General features: G+C 73.9%; 24 protein-coding genes. 15 read left to right on the top strand and 9 right to left on the bottom strand.

Annotation, left to right across the window (positions count from 1 at the left end; all coding sequences use genetic code 11):
• Nucleotides 1–43: 43 nt before the first annotated feature.
• The 6 genes from AC069K_RS01835 to AC069K_RS01810 all read right to left on the bottom strand — a co-directional run bounded on the left by AC069K_RS01835 (nt 44) and on the right by AC069K_RS01810 (nt 8,264).
• Nucleotides 44–2,995 carry an AfsR/SARP family transcriptional regulator gene (locus AC069K_RS01835; protein WP_478611080.1) on the bottom strand — a complete coding sequence of 984 codons (2,952 nt, stop codon included), beginning with the start codon at nt 2,993–2,995 and terminating at the stop codon, nt 44–46.
• A gap of 92 nt (nt 2,996–3,087) precedes the next feature.
• Nucleotides 3,088–3,489 carry an NUDIX domain-containing protein gene (locus AC069K_RS01830; RefSeq protein ID WP_478611077.1) on the bottom strand — a complete coding sequence of 134 codons (402 nt, stop codon included), beginning with the start codon at nt 3,487–3,489 and terminating at the stop codon, nt 3,088–3,090.
• The gene (locus AC069K_RS01825; RefSeq protein ID WP_478611074.1) at nt 3,486–4,709 is read right to left on the bottom strand and encodes a hypothetical protein; all 1,224 of its coding nucleotides are present in this window, start codon (nt 4,707–4,709) and stop codon (nt 3,486–3,488) included. Before AC069K_RS01825 ends, AC069K_RS01830 begins: the two co-directional genes overlap by 4 nt.
• The gene (locus AC069K_RS01820) at nt 4,706–5,470 is read right to left on the bottom strand and encodes a dTMP kinase (RefSeq protein ID WP_365104434.1); all 765 of its coding nucleotides are present in this window, start codon (nt 5,468–5,470) and stop codon (nt 4,706–4,708) included. Before AC069K_RS01820 ends, AC069K_RS01825 begins: the two co-directional genes overlap by 4 nt.
• Before the next feature lie 56 nt (nt 5,471–5,526).
• Nucleotides 5,527–7,458 (bottom strand): hypothetical protein, encoded by a 1,932-nt coding sequence (locus tag AC069K_RS01815; protein ID WP_478611070.1) that lies wholly within the window; start codon nt 7,456–7,458, stop codon nt 5,527–5,529.
• Nucleotides 7,455–8,264, bottom strand: a complete 810-nt coding sequence (locus tag AC069K_RS01810; RefSeq protein ID WP_365104441.1) for a glucose 1-dehydrogenase — start codon at nt 8,262–8,264, stop codon at nt 7,455–7,457. The genes AC069K_RS01815 and AC069K_RS01810 overlap by 4 nt, the downstream gene beginning before the upstream one ends.
• 381 nt (nt 8,265–8,645) lie before the next feature.
• Between AC069K_RS01810 and AC069K_RS01805 the strand changes: the two genes are divergently transcribed.
• Genes AC069K_RS01805 through AC069K_RS01775 form a run of 7 tightly spaced genes read left to right on the top strand, consistent with a single transcriptional unit; the run spans nt 8,646 to nt 14,993 of the window.
• Nucleotides 8,646–9,851, top strand: a complete 1,206-nt coding sequence (locus tag AC069K_RS01805; RefSeq protein WP_478611066.1) for a M16 family metallopeptidase — start codon at nt 8,646–8,648, stop codon at nt 9,849–9,851.
• Nucleotides 9,848–10,675 carry a hypothetical protein gene (locus tag AC069K_RS01800; protein WP_478611063.1) on the top strand — a complete coding sequence of 276 codons (828 nt, stop codon included), beginning with the start codon at nt 9,848–9,850 and terminating at the stop codon, nt 10,673–10,675. Before AC069K_RS01805 ends, AC069K_RS01800 begins: the two co-directional genes overlap by 4 nt.
• Nucleotides 10,672–11,727, top strand: a complete 1,056-nt coding sequence (locus tag AC069K_RS01795) for a nucleotidyltransferase family protein (RefSeq protein ID WP_478611060.1) — start codon at nt 10,672–10,674, stop codon at nt 11,725–11,727. The genes AC069K_RS01800 and AC069K_RS01795 overlap by 4 nt, the downstream gene beginning before the upstream one ends.
• On the top strand, nt 11,724–12,677 hold the full coding sequence (locus AC069K_RS01790; RefSeq protein WP_478611057.1) for an ABC transporter ATP-binding protein: 954 nt from the start codon (nt 11,724–11,726) through the stop codon (nt 12,675–12,677). Before AC069K_RS01795 ends, AC069K_RS01790 begins: the two co-directional genes overlap by 4 nt.
• Nucleotides 12,677–13,444: an ABC transporter permease gene (locus AC069K_RS01785; RefSeq protein WP_358836127.1), complete on the top strand. Its 768-nt coding sequence runs from the start codon at nt 12,677–12,679 to the stop codon at nt 13,442–13,444. Before AC069K_RS01790 ends, AC069K_RS01785 begins: the two co-directional genes overlap by 1 nt.
• Entirely contained in the window at nt 13,441–14,253 is an 813-nt protein-coding gene (locus AC069K_RS01780; RefSeq protein ID WP_478611053.1) for an ABC transporter permease, read from the top strand. Before AC069K_RS01785 ends, AC069K_RS01780 begins: the two co-directional genes overlap by 4 nt.
• Before the next feature lie 2 nt (nt 14,254–14,255).
• Nucleotides 14,256–14,993 carry an HAD family hydrolase gene (locus AC069K_RS01775; RefSeq protein ID WP_478611050.1) on the top strand — a complete coding sequence of 246 codons (738 nt, stop codon included), beginning with the start codon at nt 14,256–14,258 and terminating at the stop codon, nt 14,991–14,993.
• On the opposite strand, the gene AC069K_RS01770 is transcribed toward AC069K_RS01775, so the two are convergent.
• A complete protein-coding gene (locus AC069K_RS01770; protein ID WP_478611047.1) occupies nt 14,986–15,471 on the bottom strand; it encodes a carboxymuconolactone decarboxylase family protein in 486 nt (161 codons plus the stop codon). The genes AC069K_RS01775 and AC069K_RS01770 overlap by 8 nt on opposite strands.
• Before the next feature lie 169 nt (nt 15,472–15,640).
• Here AC069K_RS01770 and AC069K_RS01765 point away from each other — a divergent pair, with 169 nt between their 5' ends.
• Nucleotides 15,641–16,573 (top strand): RNA polymerase sigma-70 factor, encoded by a 933-nt coding sequence (locus AC069K_RS01765; RefSeq protein ID WP_478611044.1) that lies wholly within the window; start codon nt 15,641–15,643, stop codon nt 16,571–16,573.
• Nucleotides 16,574–16,601: 28 nt separating this feature from the next.
• On the opposite strand, the gene AC069K_RS01760 is transcribed toward AC069K_RS01765, so the two are convergent.
• Nucleotides 16,602–16,913 (bottom strand): hypothetical protein, encoded by a 312-nt coding sequence (locus AC069K_RS01760; RefSeq protein ID WP_358836131.1) that lies wholly within the window; start codon nt 16,911–16,913, stop codon nt 16,602–16,604.
• A gap of 256 nt (nt 16,914–17,169) precedes the next feature.
• Here AC069K_RS01760 and AC069K_RS01755 point away from each other — a divergent pair, with 256 nt between their 5' ends.
• From AC069K_RS01755 to AC069K_RS01745, 3 genes are all read left to right on the top strand, one after another.
• Entirely contained in the window at nt 17,170–18,168 is a 999-nt protein-coding gene (locus tag AC069K_RS01755) for an aldo/keto reductase (RefSeq protein WP_478611040.1), read from the top strand.
• Between the two features lie 75 nt (nt 18,169–18,243).
• Entirely contained in the window at nt 18,244–19,053 is an 810-nt protein-coding gene (locus AC069K_RS01750) for an alpha/beta fold hydrolase (protein WP_478611037.1), read from the top strand.
• Nucleotides 19,053–20,315, top strand: a complete 1,263-nt coding sequence (locus tag AC069K_RS01745) for a SpoIIE family protein phosphatase (RefSeq protein ID WP_478611034.1) — start codon at nt 19,053–19,055, stop codon at nt 20,313–20,315. The genes AC069K_RS01750 and AC069K_RS01745 overlap by 1 nt, the downstream gene beginning before the upstream one ends.
• A gap of 17 nt (nt 20,316–20,332) precedes the next feature.
• On the opposite strand, the gene AC069K_RS01740 is transcribed toward AC069K_RS01745, so the two are convergent.
• Nucleotides 20,333–20,950 (bottom strand): dihydrofolate reductase family protein, encoded by a 618-nt coding sequence (locus AC069K_RS01740; protein WP_365104478.1) that lies wholly within the window; start codon nt 20,948–20,950, stop codon nt 20,333–20,335.
• 178 nt (nt 20,951–21,128) lie between these two features.
• Between AC069K_RS01740 and AC069K_RS01735 the strand changes: the two genes are divergently transcribed.
• The 4 genes from AC069K_RS01735 (at nt 21,129) to AC069K_RS01720 (ending at nt 25,816) form a co-directional block, all read left to right on the top strand.
• Nucleotides 21,129–21,587 (top strand): GNAT family N-acetyltransferase, encoded by a 459-nt coding sequence (locus AC069K_RS01735; protein ID WP_365104480.1) that lies wholly within the window; start codon nt 21,129–21,131, stop codon nt 21,585–21,587.
• A 196-nt stretch (nt 21,588–21,783) separates the two neighbouring features.
• Nucleotides 21,784–22,386: a hypothetical protein gene (locus AC069K_RS01730; protein WP_478611030.1), complete on the top strand. Its 603-nt coding sequence runs from the start codon at nt 21,784–21,786 to the stop codon at nt 22,384–22,386.
• Nucleotides 22,387–22,814: 428 nt separating this feature from the next.
• Nucleotides 22,815–24,935: a PEP/pyruvate-binding domain-containing protein gene (locus AC069K_RS01725; protein ID WP_478611027.1), complete on the top strand. Its 2,121-nt coding sequence runs from the start codon at nt 22,815–22,817 to the stop codon at nt 24,933–24,935.
• On the top strand, nt 24,932–25,816 hold the full coding sequence (locus tag AC069K_RS01720) for a hypothetical protein (protein WP_478611025.1): 885 nt from the start codon (nt 24,932–24,934) through the stop codon (nt 25,814–25,816). The genes AC069K_RS01725 and AC069K_RS01720 overlap by 4 nt, the downstream gene beginning before the upstream one ends.
• Nucleotides 25,817–25,883 lie beyond the last annotated feature (67 nt).

Here is a 25,883-nt window from a genome sequence, read left to right as displayed (position 1 = left end):
CGGGCGCCGGGGCCCCGCCGCCACGACGCGGGCGGCCCCGGGCCTACACCGGTACGACTTCGGTGGCGTCCACCAGCAGCCGCGCCTGGGCCGCCTCCGGCAGACCGGCCCGGGTGAACACCTCCAGCGCCTCTTGGGAGCGCGCCAGCGCCTGCTCGTGCTGGCCGGCGTCGGCGCAGACACGGGCGTGGATCAGCAGCGCGTAGCCCCGGTCGCGGTCCCGGTCGGGCACGGTCCGGAAGTAGGCCACCGCACGGGCGGCCGCCTCCAGCGCCGCCTGGAGGCGCCCCAGCACGCGCAGGGTGTCGGCGTACCGGTACAGGGCCTGCGCCCGCCGGCCCGGGATCCCCTCCGCCTCGCAGACCTCCAGGCACTGCGCGTAGTCGGCCAGTGCCTGCGGCAGACGGCCCAGCTCGTGCAGCGCCTGACCGCGGACGCACAGCGCGTGGGCGATGCCGTGCGGGTCGGCCATCGCGCGCAGCGCGCTCAGCGCCTCGTCGCAGGCGGGCAGTGCCTCCTCCGCCCTGCCGCCGCGGATCCGGGCCAGGGCGGCGTTGAGGGTGGTGGTCAGCCCGCCCGAGCGGTTGCCCAGCTCATGGGCGAGGGCGAGTGCCTGGTCGAAGTGGTCGGCCGCGTCGTCGTAGCGCTGCTCGAACTGGGCGATGACGCCGAGGTCGTTGTACGCCTGCTGGAGAATGGCCCGGTCCCCGGCCCGGCGGCACGCCTCGGCCGCGAGCTGGGACTCGGTCCTGGCCCGCGCCAGCTGGGTCGCCTGGAGTGCGGCGTTGCCGCAGATGAAGTGGGCGCGCCCGGCCGCGTGGTGGTTGCCGTGCAGCGCCGCGACCTCGGCCAGGGAGCGTGCGGTGAGGGCCATCTGCCCGTACGGGATGTCCTGGCCGAAGGAGCTGAGGGCCACCAGGAGGTCGGCCGCGACCGTCAGCAGGTCCGGGTCCGCGCCCTCGCCCCGCGCGACCAGGAGCTGGACGGCGTGGACGGCGCAGTCGAACTCGGCCACCACCCAGGCGCGTGCCTGACCCAGGGTCGCCAGCCGCTGCTCCCCCGGCTCCCCGCCCGCCACGGAGATCGTGCCGTGCACCGGGTCGCCCGGCACCATCCGCTGGAACGCCTCGGCCGCCATGCGCAGCAGATGGCCGAGCAGTCGGCGCTCCACCAGCGCGTCGGCCCCGGTCTCCCGTTCGGACTCCGGGTGGGGCAGGTGCAGCGCGAAGTCCCGGCCGAGGTCGTGGTAGCGGTAGCGGCCCGCCTCCGGCGACTCCAGCAGCGCGGCGTCCACCAGCGCCTCCAGCAGGGTCTCGGTCTCCGGCTCCCCCAGCGCCAGCGCCGCCGCGGCGGCGGACAGGCCGATGCTCGGCCAGGCGACCGGGGCGAGCGAGCGGAACACCGTCGCCTGCGGTCCGGTCAGCTGGTGGTAGCCGAGCTCGAAGACGGCGGATACGGCCAGGTCGTCGGCCCGCAGTTCGCTCAGCCGGCGCCGCTCGTCCGCCAGCCGGGCCAGCAGGTACGCCACCGTCCAGCCCGGCCGGGCCGCCAGCCGCGCGGCCACGATGCGTACCGCCAGCGGCAGATGGGCACAGGCGCCGACCAACGCGACCGCCGCGGCCTGCTCCTGGTCGATCCGGTGCGCGCCGACGATGTGCCGCAGCAGGGACAGCGCCTCGCCCGGGCTGAACTCCTTGAGCTGCACATGGGTGCCGGAGGGCACGCCGGAGAGGTGTGCGCGGCTGGTCACCACGACCGCGCAGTGGACCGCGCCGGGCAGCAGCGGTTTGACCTGCGCGGTGTCGCGGGCGTCGTCGAGCAGCACCAGGACCCGGCGGCCGTCCAGGACTGTACGGAAGAGGCGGGCGCGGTCCTCCACCGAGCCGGGTACTCCCTGGCGCGGCACGCCGAGCGCGGACAGGAAGCTGGCGAGGACCGCGCCGGGGTCGGCCGCGTCCGCGCCCGTGCCGCGCAGGTCCGCGTAGAGCTGGCCGTCGGGAAAGGCCTCCTTGACGCGGTGGGCCACCCGCAGGGCCAGGGCGCTCTTGCCGATGCCGCCCATGCCGCCGACCGTGGCGACGGCCAGTGCGGTGCGGTCCTGGTCGGTGAGGGCCTCGGCCAGCGCTGCGAGCGTGTCGGTCCGGCCGCTGAAGTCGGCGATGTCGGCCGGGAGTTGCGCCGGGCGCGGGAGGGCGGCCGGGACCACGGCGTCCACGGGCTCGTCGCGGGCGGGCGGCGGCGCGGCGGGCGCGGGCGCGGCCAGTTCGGCGTCTCCGGCCAGCATCCGCTGGTGCAGTGCGCGCAGCTCGGGCCCGGGGTCGAGGCCCAGCTCGGCGGCGAGCACCTCGCGCGCCGACCCGAACACCGCCAGCGCGTCGCCCTGGCGCCCGGCGGCGTACAGCGCGCGCATCAGGAAGCCGTAGGGGCGCTCGCGCAGCGGCTGTTCGCCGATGAACGCGGTGAGTTCCGGGATGACCTGGGTGTGCCGGCCCAGCAGGAGGTCGAGGGCGAAGCGTTCCTCCAGCAGTTGCCGGCGCAGCTCGGACAGCCGGGAGCGCTGCTGCTCGGCGAACGGCCCCGGCACGCCCGCCAGCGGCTCTCCGCGCCACAGCGCCACGGCCTCGGTGAGCAGGGCGGCCGCCTCGTCGTGCCGTCCGGCCTCGCCCGCGCGTGTCGCGTCGGCCGCCAGCCGCTCGGCGCGGAAGGCGTCGACCGAGGCGGGCGGCACGGCGAGGCGGTAGCCGTCGTTGACGGAGGCCAGCGCCTGCGGATCGCAGCCGCCGCTCTCCAGGATCTTGCGCAGCCGCCATACGTAGGTCCGCAGGATCATCACGGCGGAGCCGGGGGCCCTCTCGCCCCACACGGCGCTCATCAGCTCGTGCAGGGGGACGACGTGGCCGGTTCGGAGCGCGAGGGCGGCGAGGGTGGCCTGCTGCTGGGGCGGCCCGCCGGGCACGACGGCCCCTTCGATCCGAATGCCCACGGATCCGAGCACGAAGAATTCCACAGTTCCCCCGGGCGTGCACGCGCACAACTCTCACCGGCCGCTGGTCTCCAGGGGTCTGGCGCGAACCGGTAAACGGAGGGTCATCTTACGTTGCCGGCGATTTCGACCAGGTGGGGCGCGATGGCGGCCGGTTTCAGGCCGACGTCCGCCGCCTCGGCCAGCGGCACCCACACGAGCCGGTACTGGTTGTCCTCGCCGTCCCGCTCGCTCTCCGGACCGCCGAGGCGCGGGGTTCCGGTGGCCGGGCCCATCACGAAGTAGTGCTCGGTGCGGCCCGCGTTGTCGAGGGTGAGCAGGGGGGACTCCACGGCCGCCGAAAGACCTGTCTCCTCGGCCAGTTCGCGTACGCACGCCTGCTCGGGCGTCTCCCCTTCCTCGACTCCGCCGCCCGGCAGGGTGTGGTACTCCGCCCCGTCCTTGCGGCGGTGGATGAGCAGAACGGAGTCGTCCTGTCGGACGATGGCCACGGCCCGGGACTTCATCGGGGTCTCCCATGATCGATCAGTGTGCGCAGGACGGTACCGAGGTTGTCGCGCTCGTTCCACCAGCGCAGGGCCAGCGCGGTGCACACGGCCCGGTCGGCGGGGTCGAGGGTGTCGAGGTCGAGGACGCCGACCGCCCGCATCACCAGGTAGGGGGCGAGCCGGCGGTCCAGGAGCTCGGGGCCGAACGCCTCGGTGAACACGTCGAGCAGTCGGTGGAGCAGGTCCGCCCGGGCGGGCGAGAGCCGGTGGTCGAGGTCGATGTGGAGCGTCGCGGTGCGCGGGTCGAGGCGGGTGGCGCACCGCGGGGCCGCACCGTCGAAGGGTGCCTCCCGCCACCGGTAGGCGGCCGGGTGGTACTTGGGGAACAGGTACCCCCCGCCGAGGAAGAGCGACCAGAAGGCGGTCGCGAGCTCGCCGCGCACGTCGTTGTGCCCGGCGTTGCTCAGGTCGACGAAGACCGCGCCCCTGCCCACGTTGGTCTCGCTGAAATCGCCCTGGGACAGGACGCATTCGCGCGCGCCGAGGCCGTCGAAGTAGGCCGCGGTGCCCTCCAGGCACTCCCGTAGCGTCGTCGGCTGCGGCACCGAGTCGACCACCACCGGCTGGTCCAGCCACGGGCGGCGGCGCTCGACGTACCAGGGGATCAGCCGTTCGGTGACGCGGCGGGCGAAGAAGGTGTCGATGGGCGAGGAGGAACGCACCGTGCGCCGGGCGCAGTTCGCGCGGATCCGGTCGAGCAGCGGGCCGACCTCGTGCTCGGGCAGCAGTGTCCCGGCCCGCTCGGCGCGGCACAGCAGGTCGAACAGGGTGCCGCGCCCCAGCCCCATCGAGGGCAGGTACTCGTACACCATGACCGTCCCCGCGTCGGTGCGCAGCAGGGACAGGAGGGTGGGCACCCGGTTGCCCGCGGCGCCGAACTCCAGGTAACCGGCCAGTTCGGCGATGGCGTTCCGCGCTCCCACGTACTTGAAGAAGTGCGGCCGGCCGTCCCGCTGGGCGAAGCCGCAGGTCGAGTTCTTCAGCTCGCTCACGCCGGTGACCAGATAGCCCCAGGACGTCAGCGCGTGCCGCCAGAGCGGGGTGCGCGGGCCGGGGAGGCCCGGCGGCGGGGGCAGCACCTGGACGCCGCCGAGCGCCTCGACGCCCGCCCAGTCCCGCTCCTCGGCCCGCTCGGCGAGCGACTCCCTAAGGGAGAGCGCGGGCGCGGGGGCGGTCACGGGGACCCGGCCAGGCCCGCGCGGACCCAGGCCGCCGCCCGGGCCGCCGTCGTCTCCCGCCCGGCTCCCGGCAGTCCCAGCGCGTCGGCGTCCTTCAGCAGGTCCTCGACGATGTCCTGGACGCGCTGCTGGTAGAGCAGGAAGCTGTCGCGGTAGGCCTCCTTGGGCCCGGCGAAGCGCAGGGCGTCGTCGCCGTGCAGGTCCACCCCGCACTCCCAGTACGAGAAGGTCGGCGCGAGGGCGGCCTTGCGGTCGAAGCACTCCGCGACGGGGGTGCGCAGATGCAGGGTGCGGTGCGGCAGGGTGGCCGGGGCGAGCAGGGCGCTCAGCCACCGCCGGTCGCAGCCGCGGGCCTCGGAGCGGCCCATCACGGAGTAGAGGTACCGGTCCATGATGACCACGCCGCCCGAGGCGAGGTGGGGCAGCACCTCCCGGTTGACGAGGTCGGTGAGCGAGGCGGCGTACAGCAGGGCCATGGTGTACGGGTCCCAGTTGTCGTACTTGCCGCGCGCCTTGGCGTGCCAGATCAGCGGGTTCCTGATGAACGCGCAGACCCGGACGGACCACCCGTCCTCCGTCAGCGCGGTCTTCAGCAGCTCGATCTGGGTGGTCTTGCCCGCCCCGTCGGGTCCCTCCAGCGCGATGAGCCGCCCCGGAACCACCGCCTCGGCGGCGGCCGCGCCGATGTTGCGCACCGGCGCCAGCCGGGGATAGGGCCGGATGACCTCGGCGGGGCCGGGAACGTCGTCGTCGATCTTCACAGTGCGGTACTCCTAAGGGTCGTGCGGTGTCACCGGGGGGATCGGATGGGGGCGGGTCAGGCGACCGACGCGGGGGCGGTGGCCAGGTACCGCTCGAACCAGTCCAGGACGGACGCGGCGACCGCGGCGATCTCCTCGCGTCCCATCTGCCGGTACTCCGGCCGGCTCGGGATCCTGGCCCGGTCCGGCGCCGGGAACATCCGGTCGAAGAGGGCGGAGATGGCGCCGGGGTCGGTCTCCTCGGCCCCGGCGAGCCGCAGCAGCATCTTGGCGGCGTTCAGCACCGTCTTGTACAGGGCGTACGGGCTCGTCTCGACGCCCAGCAGGGGGCGCCGGAGTTCGTGCAGGGTCCGCGCCAGGTACTGGACGGTCTGCTGGTGGCGCTGGGCCGCGCCGAAGTCCGGCAGCTCCAGGTCGTCGCTGACGTACTGGCAGGCGATCCGGCCCTGTCCGAGCGAGTGCAGGGTGCTGAAGGTGCGGGAATCGCAGCGCCGGAGCAGCAGTTCATGGCGGGTGAGCACGGTGACGCCGAGCTTGACGTCCAACTCGGCGCGCAGCCGCGCCAGTTCCCCGGCGAGGTCGGCGGTGGTGCCCGGCTCGACGCCCACCAGGACGTCGAGGTCGCTCAGGTCGCGGTCGGCGGTGCCGAACCCGACGCTGCCCGCCACGACGAACAGCAGCAGCCGCTCGCCCAGCGCGGACCGCAGCCCCGTCAGGGTGGTGGCCGCGGCCCGGCGCAGTGCCGTCGGGGCCGGCAGGTCGAGGGGACCCGCCATCCGCAGGGACGCGGAGGCCGGGGACGCGGTGGCGCCGGTCATCAGCCGGTCCAGCGCGAGCTCCAGACCGGGGCGGGGGCCGGTGTTGTCGATGAGCAGGTCGCACTCCGCCGCGATCGCGTCGGCTCCCCGGGACAGCTTCACCTCGTCGTTGCGGGCCAGGGAGCCGGGGTCGACGAGCGAGCGCCGGGCCCGGACGGGCGCCGGGGCGTCCAGGTAGACCACGCTGAGCCGCTCGCCCAGCAGCCGCTTCAGCTCCCGGGTGAGCCCGGGCCGGTGCAGGCTCTCGATGGTGTAGTCGCGCAGGTAGTAGTGGGCGCGGGCATACCGGTCCAGTTCGTCGACCACCAGCTCGGCCAGCCGCCTGGGCTCCTCCTCGTACGGAAGGGCGAGGCCGTGCCGGGCGGCGGCCAGGTCGACGAGGTACCCCAGCTTCAGGCGGGTGGTCCCGAACCGGTGACGGAGGTACTCCCCGGCGCTGCTCTTGCCGCTCTCCGACAGGCCCCCGAGGCCGATGACCCGGCGGACGTCCGCCAGCAACGGCTCGGTGGGAAGGCCGACTTCGGCGAGGTGGGCGCGGAGCTGGTTCTGTACATCGACGATGGAGGCGCGGTCCGCCGCGATGACCGCGTCGTGGCGGGAGCGGCGGGTTTCCAGCGCGGCGTGCAGCAGGTGCTGGTAGCGGGTGTACCGCTCGTCGGCGGCGCGCTCGCGGCCGACGCTCAGCGCGGCGCCGTCGGCCACCGGGCCCAGGGACAGCAGCACGCTGTACGCCTCGGGGGCCCAGTCGCCCAGCACCTCGGCGCGCACGCCCGCGACCAGGGCCTCCGCGTCCCGCGCCGACCGGCCGTCCTTGAGCATCACCGAGGCGACGCAGCTCGCCTCGACGGTGGCCAGGCCCCGGTCCAGCATCACCCAGGGGTGCCGGCCGGTGAGCGCGTCCAGCCGTCGGCCGTAGCCCTTGAGGAGCAGGCCGACCAGTTCCTCGCTGCGTGACTCGGTGAACCACCAGTGGGCGAGTTCGTCGCCAGCCAGCTTCGGCCACTGCGGCAGGTAGTGGTGGACTCCGCCGCCGACGCACACCTCGTCGCCGATCGCGCTGCGCAGCAGCCTGAGCTGGGTGGTCTTGCCCGCGTTGTCGGCGCCGTCGAGAGCGATGACCCGGGGCCGGGCCGGGCTGTGGGGACCCGCGGCGGGCCGGTGGCCGCTCACGAGGTCCAGTCCCGCTGGAAGTCGGTGTGCAGGCTCAGCCCGCCGTCGATGAGCACGGACTGCCCGGTGATGTAGCGCGCGGCGTCCGAGAGCAGGAACAGGGCGAGACCGGCCACCTCGTCGGGCTCCCCGATCCGGCCCAGCGGGATGCGGGCCTCGGCACGGGCCTTCCTGTCCCGGTCGGACACCCAGTCCCGGTTCATCTCCGTGTCGATGGCACCGGGGGCGATGGCGTTGACCCGGATGCCGTGCGCCGCGTACTCCAGGGCCAGGGTCGCGGTGAGCATCCGCAGCGCCGCCTTGCTCGCCGCGTAGCTGGCGAACCCGGGCTTGGGCACCGTCTCGTGGACGCTCGTGATGTTCAGGACCGCGCCGCGGACGCCGGCGCCCACGAAGTGCTCCAGCGCCGTCCTGGCGCACAGGAACGCGCCGACGAGATTGGTGTCGAGGACCCGCGAGAAATCCGCCAGAGAATGGAGGTGGGCCGCCGATGGCAACTGTTCACCGGCATTGTTGACCAGAAAGTCGAGGGAGTCCGTTCCGCTCAGCGCGAGCTGGAACATGTCCTTCACCGCGCCTTCCGACGACACGTCCGCCTCGATGAGGCGGTAGTCGGCGCCGAGCGCGTCCAGGTATTCCCGGGTCTCCTTTTCCCGGCGAAGACCGGCCGTGCTGCTCCAGTCCCGGTCGTTGAGGACCACACGGGCGCCCGACCGGGCCAGACCCCAGGCTATCGATCGGCCGATCCCGGAACCCGCACCGGTTATCAGGGCGCTTTTGCCTGCCATCGGCAACTGGTCGGTCATGGCTGGCCGGACCCCTCTCGTCTGCTGGTGAGCAGCCCAGCCTGGCAAGCGTCCATATACCGCTGATCTACGTCACGACGGCCTCGCATATACGGCTCATCAACGAATTATCTATGCGCGAGGAAAATGACGGGTGCCCCTCGATCCGGGGTTGACCAGGCGTTTTTCATCGGCCTATGTTTCTGGGGCACCCCCGACCGAACGAGAAACGAGAAGGGAGGAAACGAAAATGCGCGCTCACAAGGTCTCGCTCCGTCCGCGTCTGGACAAGACGTCGACGAAGCAGCGGTAATTCCCGCTCATAAAAGCAGGGCGGAGCACTTGCTCCGCCCTGCTTTGTCTCTCCTCGCACCCGTCCGAGACATCCAAGGAAAGGCCGAGATGCCGCCCTCGCCCCCCGTCGTCGTACCCTCCGCACTGCCGACGATCGCGCTGCTGGACGAGCGGCTGCGCACGACCAGCGTCTGCCTCGCCGTCCGCTACGGCTCCCGCGACGACCCGGCGGAGCACGGCGGCCTCGCCCATCTGCTGGAACACACCCTGATGTCGGCCCCGCTGGACGGTCGGCCCTCGTTCTGCGAGCAGGTGGAGCGCCTCGGCGGCAACGCCAACGCCGAGACCGGCCTCGACATCATGCTCTTCTACGCCCAGGTGCACGCCGACGACGCCGACGCGGTGGCGGCGCTGCTGCACCAGGCCGTGCTGCGGCCGGAGTTGACGGACGCGGTGCTGGACACCGAACGCGACGCGGTCCTCCAGGAACTCGCCGCGGCGCAGGCCGACCCGGGCGACGTCGTGCAGGACGCCTTCCTGGCCCAGCTCTTCCCGGGCCACCCGCTGGGCCGGCCGGTCGGCGGCGACGTCGGGCAGATCCGCCGGATCACCCTCGCCGACGTACGGGAGGGACACCGCACCCGGTTCCTCACCAGCGCCATGACGCTGGTGGTGGTCGGGCCCCGGCTGCCGCGCCTTGACGGGCTGGGGCGGACCGTGGCGCCGGCCGCCGTCCCGGCTCCCGCCCGGGCCCTGCCCCCGCTCGCCCCGGACTCGGCCGTCGTCTGGCCCGACGAGTACGGCTGGGTCTGCGTCGGCGCCCGCTCCGGCGCGGCCGACGACCCCGGGCGCCGCCGCTTCGCGCTCCTGGCCCAGCTCCTCGGCGACAGCCCCTCCTCCCCGCTCTACCGCAGACTCCGCAACGAGGCAGGGCTGGCCTACTCGTTCGCGTGCTGGGACCGCGGCTACCAGGAGGCCGGGGCATGGCGGGTGCTGGTCGGTGTCGAGCCCGGCAACGGCGAGACCGTCGTGGGCATCGTGCGCGGGCTCCTGACCGAACTGGCGTCCGCGGGCCCCGACCCGGAGGACCTGGCGGCCGCCCGCCGGCAGGCCCGGATGCGGCTGATCCTGGACAGCGAGTCACCGCTGGACCAACTGCGGATGGTCGCCCAGCGCAGCCGCGCCGGCACCGCCGAGTGGTCGCTGGCGGCGGAGCTGGCCGCCCTCGACGCCGTGGACGCCGAGCAGGTCCGCGCCGCCGCGGCCGAGGTGCTGGACGGCCTGACCGTCGCCGTACGGCCGGAGGCGTCATGAGCACCCCCGCCCTCCCCAGCCCCGCCTACCTGGACTGGGCCCACGAGCAGGGCACCCGGGCCGGGATCGGCGCCCACACCTATGTGGCGGGGGCGCAGACCGACCCCGTCACCCGGGAACGGCGCTGTCTGGTGGAGTACGCGGCGCCGGAGCTGCTCGCCGCGCCCGCCGCCCTGGCCGAGCTGGAGCGGCGGCTCACCGCGGCCCACCCGGACGCCGACGCCCTGCTGCTGCGGGCGCCCGGCGACACCACGCTGCCCGCGCCCTGGCGCCCGTCGGTCAGTTACATGCGCTACACCGGCGCCGTACCGGGGGCCTCCCGGCAGCCCGCCGGGCTCGCCGTCGTGCCGGCCGGGCCGGAGCACGACCCTCTGATCGCGGACTGGCTGGCCCGCGCGATCGCCGACGGCTACGGCCCGGCCGCCGGTGACACCGGACGAGCCGGACTGGTCGACAGCGCGGCGCGGGAGGTGCTGGAGGCCCCCGACCGGGTCTCCTTCCTGCTGACCCGCGACGGCCGCCCGATCGGTCACGCGTCCGTGCTGACCGGCGCCCTGGACGAGGTCACCGGCGCGGAGTTCACCGACCTCTTCGACCTGCTGGTCGACGACGCCGACGCCGTACGGCCCGGCACCGCGGCGCTGGTCGCCGCGTGTGCCGCTCTCGCCGCCGAGCGGGGCCGCCCGCTGTTCGGCAACGTCGTGCACGACAGCACCGGTCCCGACAGCGGGGCCCGGGTCGTGGCCTCCCTCCAGGAGCGCGGCTGGCGCCTCGACCACCGCTTCTGGCGCCGCCGGCGCCCCGACCAGGAGACCCCCGTATGAGCACCACCGTCCGCGCCGACCCGATCGATCTGCCGCTGCTCTACCGGCTGTTCGACCTCTGCCCCGACGAGGACCTGCGGGTCCTGGTCCGCCGTGCCCGGGCCACCCGGGAAGCCCTCGTCCAGCTGGTCTTCTCCGTCGCCGAGCGGGCCGGACACCGCCTCGGCACCGGCTCCGCCGACGAACTGCGCCGGGCCCGCGCCCGCGCGGAGGGCTACCGGCGCCTGCACACCGCGATCCGCGCCGCGCACCCCGTCCACGTGCTCAAGGGCCCGGCGATCTCCCAGCACTACCCCGAGGGCGTCCTGCGGCCGACCGGCGACCTCGACCTGGTCGTGGCGGACGAACGCGAACTCTGGGCCGTGGTCCGGGTGGTGCTCGACCACCAGAGCGTCGAGAACCTCGACTACTCCGTGGTCGACGGCGAGCGGCGGCACATGATGGCCACCCTCTCCTGGGCGCCGCTGGATCCGCTGCTCGACCGCGACGCCAAGGTCGACGTGGGCACCGCAGCCTACTTCGGGGACGGCGCGCTCCTGCCCGTCCGCTCCCGGCCGCCGGCCGACGAGGTGCTCACCGGTCTCCTGGCGATAGCGGAGGAGCGGTTCCAGCGCGCCTTCCATGCCGTGGACGCCCTCGACGTGATCGTCCTGTCCCGGGTCGGCCCGGAGTCGGTCGCGGCGGCCGAGGCGACGGTCCGGGAGTTCCGGCTGGCCCCGGAGGTGACGGAACTCCTTGCCCACGCCGGGCGGTGCGCACCCCTCGGCCCCTTCGAGGAGCTGCTCCGGCGGCTGGAGCCCGCCGCCGAGCAGGAGCGCGAGCGGCGCTCCGCGGCGACCGCCGCGCCGCCCGCCCGGGTCCGCTACGGCATGGAGCTGCGCCGGGCCCACCGCCCCGACTGGCGGCGCGCCGTGGAGCACCACGCGGGCGGCGACACCCTGATGCTGACCCCGGTCGGCGACTATCTGCTCGTCGAGTCCGAGCTGGTCGCGCCGGACCGCTACGAGGCGGCCCTCGCCGCCCTCCCCCACCTGCCCGAAGGACCCCGATGAGTGCGATCGAGACACGCGCGCTGTGCCGCGACTACGGCGAGGGCCGGGCCGGTGGCCGGCGCGCCCACGCCCTCACCGAGGTGGACCTGATCGTCGAGGTCGGCGAGGTGCACGGTCTGGTCGGCCCCAACGGCGCCGGCAAGACCACCCTGTGCAAGATCCTCTCGACCGTCCTGGAGGCGACCTCCGGCACCGCGACCGTGCTGGGGCACGACGTCTCGACACAAGCGGCGGCCGTCCGCCGGGACATCGGGATCGTCTTCGGCGGCGACCGCGGTCTGTACGGCCGGCTCAGCGCCCGGCAGAACCTGCGTTTCTGGGCCGCCATGTACGGGCTGCACGGCCTCGCGCTGCGCCTGCGCGTCGACGAACTGCTGGAGCGCCTCGGTCTCGCCGACCGCGCGGGCGACCGCGTCGACACCTTCTCGCGCGGTATGAAGCAGCGCCTGCACCTGGCCCGCGGGCTGGTCGGCGACCCGAAGGTGCTGCTCCTGGACGAACCCACCGTGGGCATGGACCCGGTGGCCGCACGCGACTTCCGCGGTCTCGTCGGGGAGATGCGCGCGGAGCGCAGGACCGTGCTGATGACCACCCACGACATGGCCGAGGCCGAGGCGGTCTGCGACCTGGTGACGATGATCGACCGGGGGCGCGTCCTGCTCACCGAGACCCCCGCCGAGATCGGCCGCGTGGTGCCCCGGTACGAGCGGGTGGTCGCCGGCGGTGTTCCCGCCGGGACGCGGCGGGCGCTCGCCGCGCTGGAGGGCGTCCTCGCCGTCGAGGCCGAGCCGTCCGGCCGGCTGCGGGTGGAGACGGCCGACTCGTCGGTGACCCGTACCGTCCTGCGGCTCCTGGTGGAGGCCGGGGTGTCCGAACTCTCCACCCAGCGCCCCAACCTGGAGGACGCCTACCTCCACCTCATCGGCGACCGGGGCATGGCGGTCGGCTGATGCGGATCTTCCTCACCGGCTTCCGGTTCCAGCTCCGCGTCGCCCTGCGCGCCCCGGACACCCTCCAGATCTGTGTCACCGCGCCGCTGTTCACGCTGGTCTTCATGGCGATCTCCGAGCACGCCGGACGCCCCGACCTCGCCCCGTTCGCCATCGTGTCGCCCACGCTCATGTCCCTGTGGACGCTGGCCCTGTTCATCGCCGGGGAGCTGATCGGCGACGAGCGCAGGTCCGGCACCCTGGAGGCGCTGATCGCCGTACCGGCACGGCTGTCCACCCTGGTGATCGGGCGGATCTGCGCGGTGACCACCCTGGGGCTGCTCTCGTTCGCGGAGGCGTGGCTGGTGGCCGGGCTGGTCTTCGACCGGTGGCTGACGGTACGTCACCCGCTGGTGTTCGCCGTGTGCCTGGTGGTGACCGCCCTCGCGATGGCCGCGACCGCGACGATCTTCTCCCCGCTGTTCATCCTGATGCCCTCGGCGCGGACGGTCCAGAACACCCTCACCTACCCGTTCTACCTGCTCAGCGGCGTCCTCATCCCGGTGGCGATGCTGCCGTTCTGGCTCCGGCCGGCCTCCCACGCGATCTTCCTGTCCTGGAGCGGCGACCTGCTGCGCGACAGTCTGGCCGCCCCGGCGCCGCACGACGTGGCCGCCCGGCTGGCCGCCGTCCTGGCGCTGGGCGCCGCGAGCTATCTGATCGGAACGGCGCTGCTGCACCGCGTGCTGCGCCGGGTCCGCCGACTAGGAACGCTGTCCCACTCATGAGCCTGACGACATCGATCACCGAGCCCGCGCGCATCATCCGCTACAGCGCGGCCAACGCGCTGGCCGACATGCGCGCCATGTACACATGGAAGACCTGGACCTTCGGCTGGCTGGGCCGGATGCTGGCCCAGGTCACCTTCTTCGCCTTCTTCGGCCATGTCATCGGCTCCGCCGAGCAGACCCGCTACCTCCTCGTCGGCAACGCCGTGATGACCTGCGTCATCGAGTCGATGATGGTCATCGTCTCCACCACCTGGGAGCGCCGGGTCGGCACGCTCAGCCTGCTGAGCGCGGCCCCGGCACCGCTCTCGTGGGTGTTCATCGGGCGGAGCCTCCAATGGCCGGTCAGCGGTACGGCCACCTCGCTGGCGGCGCTCTTCGCCCTGGGACCGGCGTTCGGGGTGCACTGGCAGGCGGGGCAGATCGCGCCGGTGACGGCCCTGGTCGTCCTGACCGCGGCGAGCACCTACTGCTTCGGCCTGTTCGTCGCGGCGGTGGCCTTCAACGCCGACGGCGCCCGCAACATCATCTCCAACGCCACCTATCTGCTGATGATGGCGGTCTGCGGCGTGCAGGTGCCGACCTCGTACTGGCCCGACTGGGTGCGGGCGGCCGCGCAGGCGATCCCCCTCACCCAGACGCTCAAGGCGGTCCGCTCCGTCGTCGCCGGTGCGGGGACCGCCGACGTCCTGGTCCCGGCCTGCTGGGCGGTGCTGCTCGGCGCCGGCTGGCTCACCGCGGCGACCTGGATGTTCCGTCTGATGGCCCGGCGGGGCCGCCGTACGGGCTCGATGGGAGCGGGTGCCTGACGATGCGCCGCACCCGTGCCACCGGTGTACCGCCCACCGACGCCGTGGTCCTGGACTGCGACGGCACCCTCGTCGACACCCAGACGCACTGGGACCGGGCCTGCGCGGCCGTCTGCGCCCGCCACGGGGTGGTGCTGGACGATACGGACCGGCTCGCCCTGATCGGCCTGCACCTGCCGGAGCTGGGCCGGGCGCTGGCCCGGCTGCTCGGCAGGCCGGCCGCCCACGAGGAGCTGGCCCGCCAGGTCCGCGAGCGCGTGGAGGCCGCTCTCGCCGAGGGCGTCAGCGCCATGCCGGGCGCGGTCGCGTTCGTGACGCGGCTGGCCACCAGGCGCCCCCTGGCGGTGGTCTCCAACTCGCCGCGCCACACCGTCCTCCGGCACCTCCACCACGTCGGCCTGGCCGACGCGTTCGCGCTCGTCCTGGGCAGCGACGACGTCGAGCACCCCAAACCGGCCCCCGACCTCTACCGCACCGCCTGCGCACGGCTCGGCGTGGAGCCCCGCGGCGCGGTGGCGGTGGAGGACTCGGCGATCGGGGTGCGCTCCGCCCGCGCGGCGGGCCTGTACGTGGTCGCCGTCGCCCCCTCCCCCGGCCCGGACCTGACCGGCGACGCCCTCCACACCACGCTGGCCGACCCGGACCTGCTGCGGAACCTGACCGGACGCCCCCTCGCCCCGGGGGCCCGGCCCGGATCGGACGATCCCGGGCCGGGCCGGCTACGGATCCCGGTCAGCTGAACGCGGCCGCGAGCATGCCGACCTCGTAGGAACCGCCCTTCTGGTGGACCGTCACGGCGAGCCGGTTGGCGGCGTTGATCAGGGCGGTCAACGCCACCAGCGCGGCGATCCGGTCGTCGTCGTAGTGCTCGCGCACCCGCGCCCAGGTCTCGTCCGACACACCCTGGTGGGCGTCGGCGAGCCGGGTGCCCTCCTCGGCGAAGGCCAGCGCCGCCCGCTCCGCCTCGGTGAACACGGTGGTCTCGCGCCAGGCCGCGACCAGGTGGAGCCGGGCCGCGCTCTCACCGGCCGCCGCCGCCTCCTTGGTGTGTACGTCGACGCACCAGCCGCAGCCGTTGATCTGACTGGTGCGCAGCGCCACCAGCTCCTGTGTGGCGGCGGGCAGCGCCGACTTCTGGAGCAGCATGCCGGTGTTGGCGAACCGCTTGGCGAACTTGGCGCCGAACTCGTTCTCGAACAGGTGGAAACGGGGTTCCATGACGTCGTCCTCACGTGTGGTGTCGTACTGACGACCAAGAGATGCCGGCGGCCCGGTCCCCGTGACGCGGCGGCGGTGTGACGAGGGCCACCGCCGGGGACTGTCACAGAACCGCGGCGGCCGGTGTCTTGTGCGCATGGCAGCGAGGACGAACAGGCGGGAGCAGCCGATGGGGACCGAGCACGGGCGGAGCGGGGACACGGCGGGCGCACCCGCCCCGGGCACACGGGCGGACCGCGCCACCGAGGCGTTCGTCGCCCACCGCAACCTGCTCTTCACCGTCGCCTACGAGATGCTCGGCTCGGCCGCCGACGCGGAGGACGTCCTCCAGGAGACCTGGCTGCGGTGGGCGGGCGTCGAACTCGCCGCGGTGCGCGACCCCCGCGCCTATCTGGTGCGGATCACCACCCGCCAGGCGCTGATCCGGCTGCGTACGCTCGGCCGCCGCAAGGAGTCCTACGTCGGCACCTGGCTGCCCGAGCCGCTGCTCACCGCGCCCGACGTGGCCGAGGACGTCGAGCTGGCCGACAGCGTCTCGATGGCGATGATGCTGGTGCTGGAGACGCTCGCACCGACCGAGCGGGCGGTGTTCGTGCTGCGCGAGGTGTTCGACCTCCCGTACGAGGAGATAGCCGAGGCCGTCGACAAGAGCCCGGCCGCGGTCCGCCAGATCACCCGCCGGGCCCGCGCCCACGTCGCGGCCCGCCGGCCGCGCGGGTCGGTCTCCCCGGCCGAGACGCGCGACGCGCTCCACGCGTTCCAGCGGGCCGCCGCCACGGGCGATCTGCGGGGCCTGCTCGACATCCTCGCGCCGGACGTCGTCTTCATGGGCGACGGCGGCGGAGTCCGGCAGGCGATCGCGCACCCCGTCACCGGGGCCCGCGACGTGGCCGGTCTGCTGGCCCGGCTCGGCAGGTTCTCCGCGCCGGCACTGCGCCCGGCACACGTCAACGGCTACCCGGCGCTCGTCCTGCGCGTGGGCGGCGAGGTAGACACGGTCGTCGCCGTACGCATCGACGACGGCCTCATCAGCGGCCTCTACTCGGTACGCAACCCGGCGAAGCTGTCGCACATGCGGCGTGAGACGGTGCTGTGCCGCTGAGCCCGTCCACGCCGCTCACGCCCCGTCGCTACCGGCCGAACCGGACGCTGGAGAAGCGCAGCCCCTTCGGCGCCTGCCGGCCGGGAGCGACCAGGGTCGCCTTGCCCTTGCACTCCTTGCCGGAGAACACCGTGGCCGGGGAACGCGTCCCGTTGTGCGGTGCGAAGGATCCGCGGGACATGGTGAAGCACTTGCCGTCCGGCACGTCCTGCACGAAGAACACCTGGCCCCCGCTCTGGAAGGTGAACGGGCCCTTGGAGGCGACCGCCGTCCCCGCGGAGAGGGTGAGGGCCATGCCGAGCCCGACGAGCGAGACGGTGAGCGGACGGATGAGACGCATGATGGATCCCCTGGTGAACACGGTGCACTACGGACGGCGGGGCGGGATTGCCTCGCCCACCCGGACAACGACGCCCGCGGCCGCGCGACACGTGGGGCGGGCTAGGTCGGATCGTCGGACGGTGTGCGAACTCGCTCCACGGGACGAGGTTCCGGGAGGGGCCCGCGGGATCGGCGGTTGACTTCGAGCGCACTCCAGCACCTAGCGTCCTGAACAGATCGTTTCCGAGTTCTCTCCGAGTTCAGGAGGCAGCACCATGACCACCGTTCCCGCTCTCCCCACCCGGCACCTGGGCAGCCTGGCCGTCGCCGCGCAGGGCCTGGGGTGCATGGGCATGAGCCACGGCTACGGCGCCGCGGACGACACCCAGTCCATCGCGACCCTGCACCACGCCCTCGATCTCGGGGTGACCCTGCTGGACACCTCCGACTTCTACGGCTTCGGGCACAACGAGGAGCTGATCGGGCGGGCGATCGCCGGGCGGCCCCGGGACGAGGTGGTGCTGGCCACGAAGTTCGGTTTCGCCAACCGTCTGGGCGAGCCCACCCGCATCCGCGGCGACGCCGCCTACGTACGGCAGGCCTGCGAGGCGTCGCTGCGCCGGCTCGGGGTCGACCACATCGACCTCTACTACCAGCACCGGGTCGACCCGGCCGTGCCGATCGAGGAGACCGTCGGCGCCATGGCCGAGCTGGTGCGGGAGGGCAAGGTGCGCCACCTCGGGCTCTCCGAGGCGGGCGCGCACACCATCCGGCGGGCGCACGCGGTGCACCCGATCGCGGCGCTCCAGAGCGAGTGGTCGCTGTGGACCCGCGACCTGGAGGCGGAGATCGCCCCGGTCTGCCGCGAGCTCGGCATCGGCATCGTCCCGTTCTCACCGCTCGGCCGCGGCTTCCTCACCGGCCGGCTCAGCTCGGTGGACGGGCTGGAGGCCTCCGACGTGCGGCGCACCCAGCCGCGCTTCGCCGACGGCAACCTGGAGCGCAACCTGGCGATCGTGGCCAAGCTGAACGAGCTGGCCGGGGAGAAGGGGATCACCGCCGGGCAGCTCGCCCTCGCCTGGGTCCAGCACCGGGGCCAGGACGTCGTGCCGATCCCCGGCACCCGGCGCCGGACGTACCTGGAGGAGAACCTCGCGGCCCTGGCCGTCGAGCTGTCCCCGCAGGACCTCGCAGCCATCGAGGCGGCGGCACCGCCGGAGCAGGTCGCCGGCACCCGCTACGACGCGACCAGCCTGACCTTCGTCAACAACTGAATTCCGACCTCGCGGTACCCCCGTCGGAACCACCCACTCCGGGCAGGTGTGGGGTGATCTGCGAGGATGGTCCGTATGACGGCACTGGGCAGGAACCACGTGACGGTGACCGGCCGGGCCGGGGGGCCGGTGGTGATGCTGGCGCACGGCTTCGGATGTGACCAGAACATGTGGCGGCTGGTCGTCCTCCTACTGGAGGAACGTTTCACCGTGGTGCTCTTCGACCACGTGGGGGCGGGCCGGTCCGACCTGTCGGCCTGGAGCCGGGAGCGGTACTCCTCCCTCGACGGCTACGCCCAGGACATCGTCGAGATCTGCCACGAGCTGGACCTCGGGCCGGTGACGTTCGTGGGGCACTCGGTGAGCGCGATGATGGGCGTGCTGGCCGCGGCCCGGGAGCCGGAGGCCTTCGCCCGTCTGGTCCTGCTCGCCCCGTCGCCGTCCTTCATCGACGATCCCGAGCAGGGCTACCGGGGCGGGTTCAGCGCCGAGGACATCCAGGAGCTGCTGGAGTCGCTGGACGCGAACTACCTGGGCTGGTCGGGTGCGATGGCTCCCGTGATCATGGGGAATCCCGAGCGTCCGGAGCTGGGCGAGGAGCTGACCAACAGCTTCTGCCGCACCGATCCGGACATCGCCCGTGTCTTCGCCCGGGTGACGTTCCTCTCCGACAACCGCGAGGACCTCGCCAAGGTCACCGTGCCGACCCTGGTCGCCCAGTGCTCCAGCGACGCCATCGCGCCTCCCGAGGTGGGCGCCTTCGTCCAGGCGCGGATCCCCGGCAGCCGACTGATCACCCTGAACGCGACCGGGCACTGCCCCCAGCTGGCCGCACCCGAGGAGACGGCCGCAGCGATCGCCGCGTTCGCCGGGGCGGACCATTGATGTGCGCGGTCGGCGACGGCGAGGAGCCGGCCCGCCGGGAGCAGCCCGCCGACGGCCAAGCGGCGTTCGCGGACCTGCTGGAGGACAGCGCGGAGGACCTGTACGAGCACGCGCCGTGCGGGTACCTGTCCACTCTGCTGGACGGCACCATCGCGAAGGTCAACACCACGCTGCTGGAGTGGCTGGGATACCGGCGGGGCGAGCTGGTGGGCCGGCGGTCGTTCTCCGACCTGCTCACGGTCGGCGGCAGGCTCTACCACGAGACGCATTTCGCTCCCCTGCTGCGGATGCAGGGCGAGATCAGCGGGATCGCCCTGGAGCTCAAGGCGGCCGACGGCAGCCGACTGCCGGTGCTGGTGACCTCCACGGTCAAGACGGGCGGCGACGGGCAGCCGCTGCTCATCCGCACCACCCTCTTCGACGCCCGCGACCGCCGCGCGTACGAGGAGGAGCTGCTGCGCGCCCGCCGGGAGGCGGAACGCGAGCGCGAGGAGCTCAAGCGCCTCAACACCACCCTCCAGCAGACCCTGCTGCCCTCCGCCCTGGCGCGGGTGCCCGGCCTGGAGGTGGCCGCGCACTACCACATCGCGTCCGCGGACCGGGTCGGCGGCGACTTCTACGACCTGTTCCCCCTCGCCGCGGGTACGTGGGGGCTGTTCCTGGGCGATGTCTGCGGCAAGGGCGCCAACGCGGCGGTCATCACCTCACTGGCTCGCTACACCCTGCGCGCGGCCGCCGTGTACGACCCCGACCCGGCCGCCGTGCTCACCAACCTCAACACGGTCCTCAACCACGAGTACCACGGCACCGACCCCCGGTTCTGCACGGTCATCTTCGGGCTGCTCACCTCCTCGGAGGGCGACGGGTTCCGTCTCACCCTGGCCAGTGGCGGCCACCCTCCGGCGCTGCTGATCGGCGCGGAGGGCGGCGCCGAGTACGTCCACACGCCGGGCGGGCAGCTCATCGGTGTCCTGCCCCACCCCCACATCGCCACCACGACCGTCGACCTGGCCCCCGGCGACACCCTGCTGCTCCACACGGACGGCCTCACCGAGGCCCGCACGGGAGCCGCCGACCGCCGCGGGGACCGCTACGGCGACGAGGCGCTCCTCGCCTTCGCCGGGGCCCTGGGCCCGACCACGGCCCCGGGGACCGTGGCCGCCGTCCGCGACCTGCTGACCACGCTCGGCACGGGAGTGGACGACGACACCGCGGTCCTGGCCGTCAGCGTCCCGCGCCCGGGCGCCCGTCCGGGGACCTGAGTCACCGGTCACTCCTGTCACTCCTGCTCGCCCCGGGGCAGATGCGTCCTTGCCTCGTCGTACGTTCCCTCGCCCGTGGACCCGGCGGGCGCGTACACCAGGTGCAGCACACCCGTCCGGAACGCCTCGGACGAGAGCAGCCTCAGCGGGATCGTGGGCTCGCCCTCGTCGAACAGGCGCATGCCCTTGCGTACGGCCAGGGGGTGCACCAGCAGGTGCAGCTCGTCCAGGAGGCCGGCCGCCAGGAGCTGGCGGACGACCGAGATCGAACCGCTGAGGGCGATGTCACCGCCGGGACCGTTCTTCAGGGCGGTGACGGCCTCGACGAGGTCACCCCGGAGCTGCTCGGAGTTGCGCCAGGTGAAGTCCGGCTCGCCGCGTGAGACGACGATCTTGCGGGCGTCGCCGAGCGTCTTCGCGAAGCCCGCGTCCTCGCCGCCGGCCGCCTCCCGCTCGGGCCACGCCCCGGCGAAGCTGTCGTAGGTCCTGCGGCCGAACAGGACGGTGTCGGCCGTGCCCAGCATCGCGCCGACCGCCGCCCCCATCTCGTCGTCGAAGTACGGGAAGTGCCACTGGTCGGGCGCCTCGACGACCCCGTCGAGCGAGATGAAGAGGCCAGCCGTGATCTTCCTCATGATGTTCCTTCCAGAAGGGCCGCCGTTGCGGTCTGCTCCATGAAGACGGCCGGGAGCGCGGAAACTCATCGGTGGTGCTGCGCACCGCGTGGTTTGCGGGTTCGTCCCCCCGGGGGCGTGGCCCCGGCGGGATGGAACCGCCATCTGCCCGTCAGCGGCCGCCCGATAGGCTCGCACCATGTCGACCAGCCCTTTCGTCCCGCCCGACTTCGACGTTCCCGAGAGCCTGTCGGGTACGGGGTTCCGTCTGGAGCCCCTGAACGGGCGGCACAACGAGGCCGATCACGCGGCCTGGACGTCGAGCATCGCGCACATCCGGGCCACCCCCGGCTTCCAGGACCGCGACTGGCCGCCGCCCGCCGGGATGAGCCTGGAGGAGAACCTCCGCGACCTGGACCAGCACGCGGAGGACTTCGCCCGCCGCACGGGCTTCACCTACTCCGTCCTCGACGACGGGGGCGAGGTGATCGGCTGCGTGTACATCTATCCGTCGCGCACCGACAGCGGGGTGGCCCAGGTGCGTTCCTGGGTACGGGCCGACCGCGCCGAGCTGGACCGGCCGGTCCACGACGCGGTGGCCGCGTGGCTGTCCTCGGCCTGGCCCTTCGAGCGGTTCGACTACGCGCCGAGGGTGTGACCCGGGCGGCAGCCCCCGAGGGGGCACGACCGGTGACGCCGCGTCACCGGCACCGCCCTGCTCCCGGGTACACCACCGGGACAGCTTGGCGAGCACGCGGGAACGGCGACTCCCGGACATGATCAGATACCGCGAACCGGAGCAATGACGACCCCCTTATGGCTCTCACACAGCTCTGTTCGCCATACTTCGCGCCGTGGACCAGCGAACAGATGACCAGCACACCGCCCTCACCGCCGCCCTCAACGCGGCCGCACTGAACCCGGCGCACGTCCCCGGGCTGATGCCCGCCCCCGCCCCGGCGTCCGAGGCTCAGCCGGACCCGCAGGACGGGACCGGGCCGGGGGCGGAGCCCGAAGGCGCGGTGACCGAAGGGAGGGTGACGCACGATGCGGCGACGGATGACGCGGTGACGGATGACGCCGTCGAGGACGCCGCCGCCGGAGCCGTCCCCGCAGCGGGGCCGGACGCCGGGACGGACGCTCCCGCCGCCGAACTCCCCGCCTCCGAAGCGGCAGATGACGGGCCCGTCTTCTCCGTCTCCGACCGGCGGGGCAGCATCACCGCCGACCGTTCGGGGATCCGGCTGTGCCTGGACGGTGAAGAGGCCGCGTTCGGATGGGACGAGCTGAGCGCCGTCGAGTACGCGACCTCGCGCTGGACCCGCCGGTTCACGATCACCGTGCACCTGCCCCGGCCGCGCTGGTTCCGCAACGACGTCCAGGCCGAGGACCGGGCGAGTCTGGAGCAGTGGTCCGAGCAGCTCGAAGAAGTCCTGAACGCCTACTTCGAGGAGTAGGACCCACCCGCCCGCACCACCCGTGCCGACGCCCGCACCGCGCCGAGCCGCCCCGCGCGGCCTCGGCGCGGACGTCGTCCGCCCCGTGGCTTGTTCCGCACTGCTCAGCCGCCACCTCCTGCGCAAGGCAAGGCAGACTCAAGCAGAAGCTGACATGAACAGCCAAGGAGCGGGGTCGTCGCACGGGGACTCCCGTCACTCCACCGGAATGCCGTCGACCCGGTCCCGGAGTGGCGGGAGAGACCCCTGATCTCCCGCCGCCGACGCACGCCGCACAGCACCCGCCGCGCGGGATCGGTCCGATCCCCCGCCCCGGGCCGGAGGGGGAGAGACATGCTCGCACTGTCGTGGACCAGGCCGACACTCATACCGGGGTCCCCAGCCGCCGCGCGCGAGCGTCCGTCAGCCGCGGCCGCGGGCGGTGGACGATGACCGCCCTCGCCGAACGCGGCGGCCGCGAACACGGCGGGGAGCACGGCGAGGAACCGGGCGGGGAACCCCTCGTCCCCGCCGGTGCCGCCGTCGCCCTGGACCACCCCGACGCCCGGCTTCCGCTGTCCGCGGGCTCCAAGGCCGCGAACCTGGCGCGCGCGGCCGCCGCCGGACTGCCGGTCCTGCCCGGCTTCGTCGTCCCGCACGGCTCCGGTGACGACGCCGAGGCCCTGCGGCACGCCTGGCGCGAACTCTCCCGGGACGGCACGGTCGCGCTGGTCGTCCGCTCCTCGTCCCCGCAGGAGGACACCGAGGAGTCGTCCCTGGCCGGGCAGTTCGCCTCCGTGCTCGACGTCCGGGACTGGCCCGCCTTCCGCGCGGCGGTCCGTACGGTCCTCGGCTCCGCGGACCGGCCGGACGGCACCCGGGCCCCGATGGCCGTCCTCGTCCAGCCGATGCTCGACGCGCGCGTGGGCGGAGTGCTCTTCGGCGCCGACCCCGTCGGGGGGCGGCCGGACCGGATGCTGGTGAGCGCCGTGCGCGGCGGCCCCGACACCCTCGTCAGCGGCGAACAGGACGGGACGAGTTACCACTTGGCGCGCTCCGGACGGCTGCTGCGCCCCACGCCCCCGCACACCGCCGACGAGCGGCTGCTGACCCGGGGCGAGCTGTACCGCCTCGCCCGGCTGGCCCGACGGGTGGAACGGGTCTTCGGCGGACCCCAGGACATGGAGTTCGGCTTCGACGGCACCGGGCGGCTGTGGCTGTTCCAGGCCCGTCCCATCACGGCGATGACCGCGCGGCCCGCACGCGGCGCCCGGCTGCTCGGCCCCGGTCCCGTCGCCGAGACCCTCCCCGCCACGCTGCAACCCCTGGAGGAGGACCTGTGGGTGGCGCCGATGGCCCGGGGGATCGCCGCGGCGCTGGACATCGGCGGCAGCGCGCCGCGCCGTCTGCTGCGCGCCCACCCCGTGGTCACCACGGTCGCCGGCCGCGCCGCCGCGGACCTGCGTCTGCTGGGCGTCGTCCCGCCCCGCCACCGGCTGCTCGCCCGGGTCAACCCGCTGCCGGGTGCCCGCCGACTGGCGGCGGCGTGGCGCACCGGGCGGCTGACCCGCGCCCTGCCCGACCTGGCCCTCGACCTCACGGCGGACATCGACCGGCGGCTGGCCGAGACCCCGCCGCCGGCCCGGCTCTCCCGCGCCGACCTGGCCGCCCTGCTGCGCTGGACCCGCTCCGCCCTGGCGGCCCTGCACGCCCAGGAAGCGCTGGCGGGCGCGCTGTTGCGCGAGGACGGCTCCCGTACGGCCGCGAGCGCGGCACTCACCGCCCTGGCCGAACACCGCGCCCGGGGGCTCACGGACGCCGAGACCGTGGCGGCCGCACCCGTCGTGCTGGCGCTCACCCCACCCCGTCTGACCGGGCCGCTGCGGCTGCCGCCGAGCGCGGAGGAGGACGGGGAGAGACCCGCGGTCGCGGAGAAGGGCCCGGCGGCGGAGAAGGGCCCGGGGCTCCCGGCGCTGCCCGCCCGGGAGGCGCTGCGGCTGCGCATCCGCTGGATCCACCAGCTCCAGGTGCACCTCGTCCACGACGCCGCGCGCCGGACCACCCTGTCCCACCGCTCCGTCGCGCTGCTGCGCTGGCACGAACTGCTCCGCACCCTCGACGGCGACGGTCTGCCGAAGGACCTCGCCCAACGGCTCCCCCGCCCCGACGGTCCGCCCCTGCCCGACGCCTTCCGTCTGGCCGAGGACGCCGTGGTGGTCGCCGAGCGCCCGCGCGACGGCGGCACCCCCGCGCGGGGCGTCTCCGGCGGCCGTGCCGCCGGAACCGCCTGGGACGGCCGGGGCGAACGCCCCGAGGACGCCGTCCTGGTCGTCCGCACCCTCGACCCGGCCCTCGCTCCCCTGCTGCCGCATCTGACCGCCCTGGTCGCCCAGACCGGCAGCCCGCTCTCCCATCTGGCCGTCCTGGCACGCGAGTTCAAGGTGCCCGCCGTGGTGGGCGCCGCCGACGCCGTGCGGCGCTTCACCCCGGGAACCCGCCTGGCCGTCGACGGGACCAGCGGCGACGTACGGCTCGACGACACCCGCACCCGAGAGGCGGCCGACCGGTGAAGCGACTGGCACACCTCTTCGCGGGCGCGGCCGGGCTCGGCGCGGGCACGTACGTCGTCATCTACCTCTACCGCTGGCAGTGGCAGCGCGCGATCATGTGCGGGGTCCTGCTGCTGGTCGCCGAAGTGCTGCTGCTCGGACTGATCGTCCTGGGCCGCCTCAGCCGGATCGAGGAGCGCATCGGCGAGGGCGACCGGCGTCACGCCGACGTCCTGGCCCGGCTGGAACAGCCGCCCGCCGCGGACCCCGCCACGCGCTTCCGGTGGCTGGACGACATCCGGGTGGAGCGCACCCATGTCTTCGTTCCCGTCCTGATGGCCGCGGGCGCCGTGCTCTCCGGCCTCGCGCGGCTCGTCCAGAAGATCGCGCAGAGCACGGTCCGTCCCGCCGCCGACCGCCGGGTGGCGGGCCGGCTCGCGATCCTGGCCGCACCACCGCTGGGCACCGACCTCGACGCCCTGCCCCCGACGCGTCAGGACCGGCGCCGCACCCGGCACCGGGTCACCGGTTTCGTCGCCGGAAGCACCGCGCTGGCCGCACTCGTCCTCGGCCTCGGCGAGCTGACCGAAACCCGTCCCGAGGAGCGCGCCCCGGACACCGTGGCGACCTCCGTGGTGGTGCGCCTCGCCACCCGGGGTGTTTCCGGCCAGGAGTACCGGAGCCTGCTGGCCCACGAGATCTGGAACCGCTGCCGCCACTCCACCGCCGTCCCGCTGTACGACACCACCCTGGGCAGCCTCGGCGACGGCCTCTACGCCGGTGTCATCCACCCCGCCCTCGCCGATCACGACCGTATGCGGCTGCGCGGCTGCCTGGAGGACGCGGCGACCGACCGCGCCTCCTTCAAGGTCGTCGGCATGGACCAGACGAAGCGGGACTGACCCCGGACGGGCGGTCGCGGGGGCGGAAGTGCGCCGCAAACGGGTGGGCGGCGGTGGGCGCGGACGG

The sequence above is a fragment of the Streptomyces sp. NPDC043908 genome (genome assembly GCF_056435525.1).
This window is presented reverse-complemented; position numbering and strand designations above follow the sequence as displayed.

Excerpts from the sequence above, each read along its gene's own strand:
- AC069K_RS01830 (WP_478611077.1), bottom strand. The coding sequence starts at position 3,489 with ATGAAGTCCCGGGCCGTGGCCATCGTCCGACAGGACGACTCCGTTCTG.
- AC069K_RS01810 (WP_365104441.1), bottom strand. The coding sequence starts at position 8,264 with ATGACCGACCAGTTGCCGATGGCAGGCAAAAGCGCCCTGATAACCGGT.
- AC069K_RS01805 (WP_478611066.1), top strand. The coding sequence starts at position 8,646 with ATGCCGCCCTCGCCCCCCGTCGTCGTACCCTCCGCACTGCCGACGATC.
- AC069K_RS01800 (WP_478611063.1), top strand. The coding sequence starts at position 9,848 with ATGAGCACCCCCGCCCTCCCCAGCCCCGCCTACCTGGACTGGGCCCAC.
- AC069K_RS01795 (WP_478611060.1), top strand. The coding sequence starts at position 10,672 with ATGAGCACCACCGTCCGCGCCGACCCGATCGATCTGCCGCTGCTCTAC.
- AC069K_RS01790 (WP_478611057.1), top strand. The coding sequence starts at position 11,724 with ATGAGTGCGATCGAGACACGCGCGCTGTGCCGCGACTACGGCGAGGGC.
- AC069K_RS01785 (WP_358836127.1), top strand. The coding sequence starts at position 12,677 with ATGCGGATCTTCCTCACCGGCTTCCGGTTCCAGCTCCGCGTCGCCCTG.
- AC069K_RS01780 (WP_478611053.1), top strand. The coding sequence starts at position 13,441 with ATGAGCCTGACGACATCGATCACCGAGCCCGCGCGCATCATCCGCTAC.
- AC069K_RS01775 (WP_478611050.1), top strand. The coding sequence starts at position 14,256 with ATGCGCCGCACCCGTGCCACCGGTGTACCGCCCACCGACGCCGTGGTC.
- AC069K_RS01770 (WP_478611047.1), bottom strand. The coding sequence starts at position 15,471 with ATGGAACCCCGTTTCCACCTGTTCGAGAACGAGTTCGGCGCCAAGTTC.
- AC069K_RS01765 (WP_478611044.1), top strand. The coding sequence starts at position 15,641 with ATGGGGACCGAGCACGGGCGGAGCGGGGACACGGCGGGCGCACCCGCC.
- AC069K_RS01760 (WP_358836131.1), bottom strand. The coding sequence starts at position 16,913 with ATGCGTCTCATCCGTCCGCTCACCGTCTCGCTCGTCGGGCTCGGCATG.
- AC069K_RS01755 (WP_478611040.1), top strand. The coding sequence starts at position 17,170 with ATGACCACCGTTCCCGCTCTCCCCACCCGGCACCTGGGCAGCCTGGCC.
- AC069K_RS01750 (WP_478611037.1), top strand. The coding sequence starts at position 18,244 with ATGACGGCACTGGGCAGGAACCACGTGACGGTGACCGGCCGGGCCGGG.
- AC069K_RS01745 (WP_478611034.1), top strand. The coding sequence starts at position 19,053 with ATGTGCGCGGTCGGCGACGGCGAGGAGCCGGCCCGCCGGGAGCAGCCC.
- AC069K_RS01740 (WP_365104478.1), bottom strand. The coding sequence starts at position 20,950 with ATGAGGAAGATCACGGCTGGCCTCTTCATCTCGCTCGACGGGGTCGTC.
- AC069K_RS01735 (WP_365104480.1), top strand. The coding sequence starts at position 21,129 with ATGTCGACCAGCCCTTTCGTCCCGCCCGACTTCGACGTTCCCGAGAGC.
- AC069K_RS01725 (WP_478611027.1), top strand. The coding sequence starts at position 22,815 with ATGACCGCCCTCGCCGAACGCGGCGGCCGCGAACACGGCGGGGAGCAC.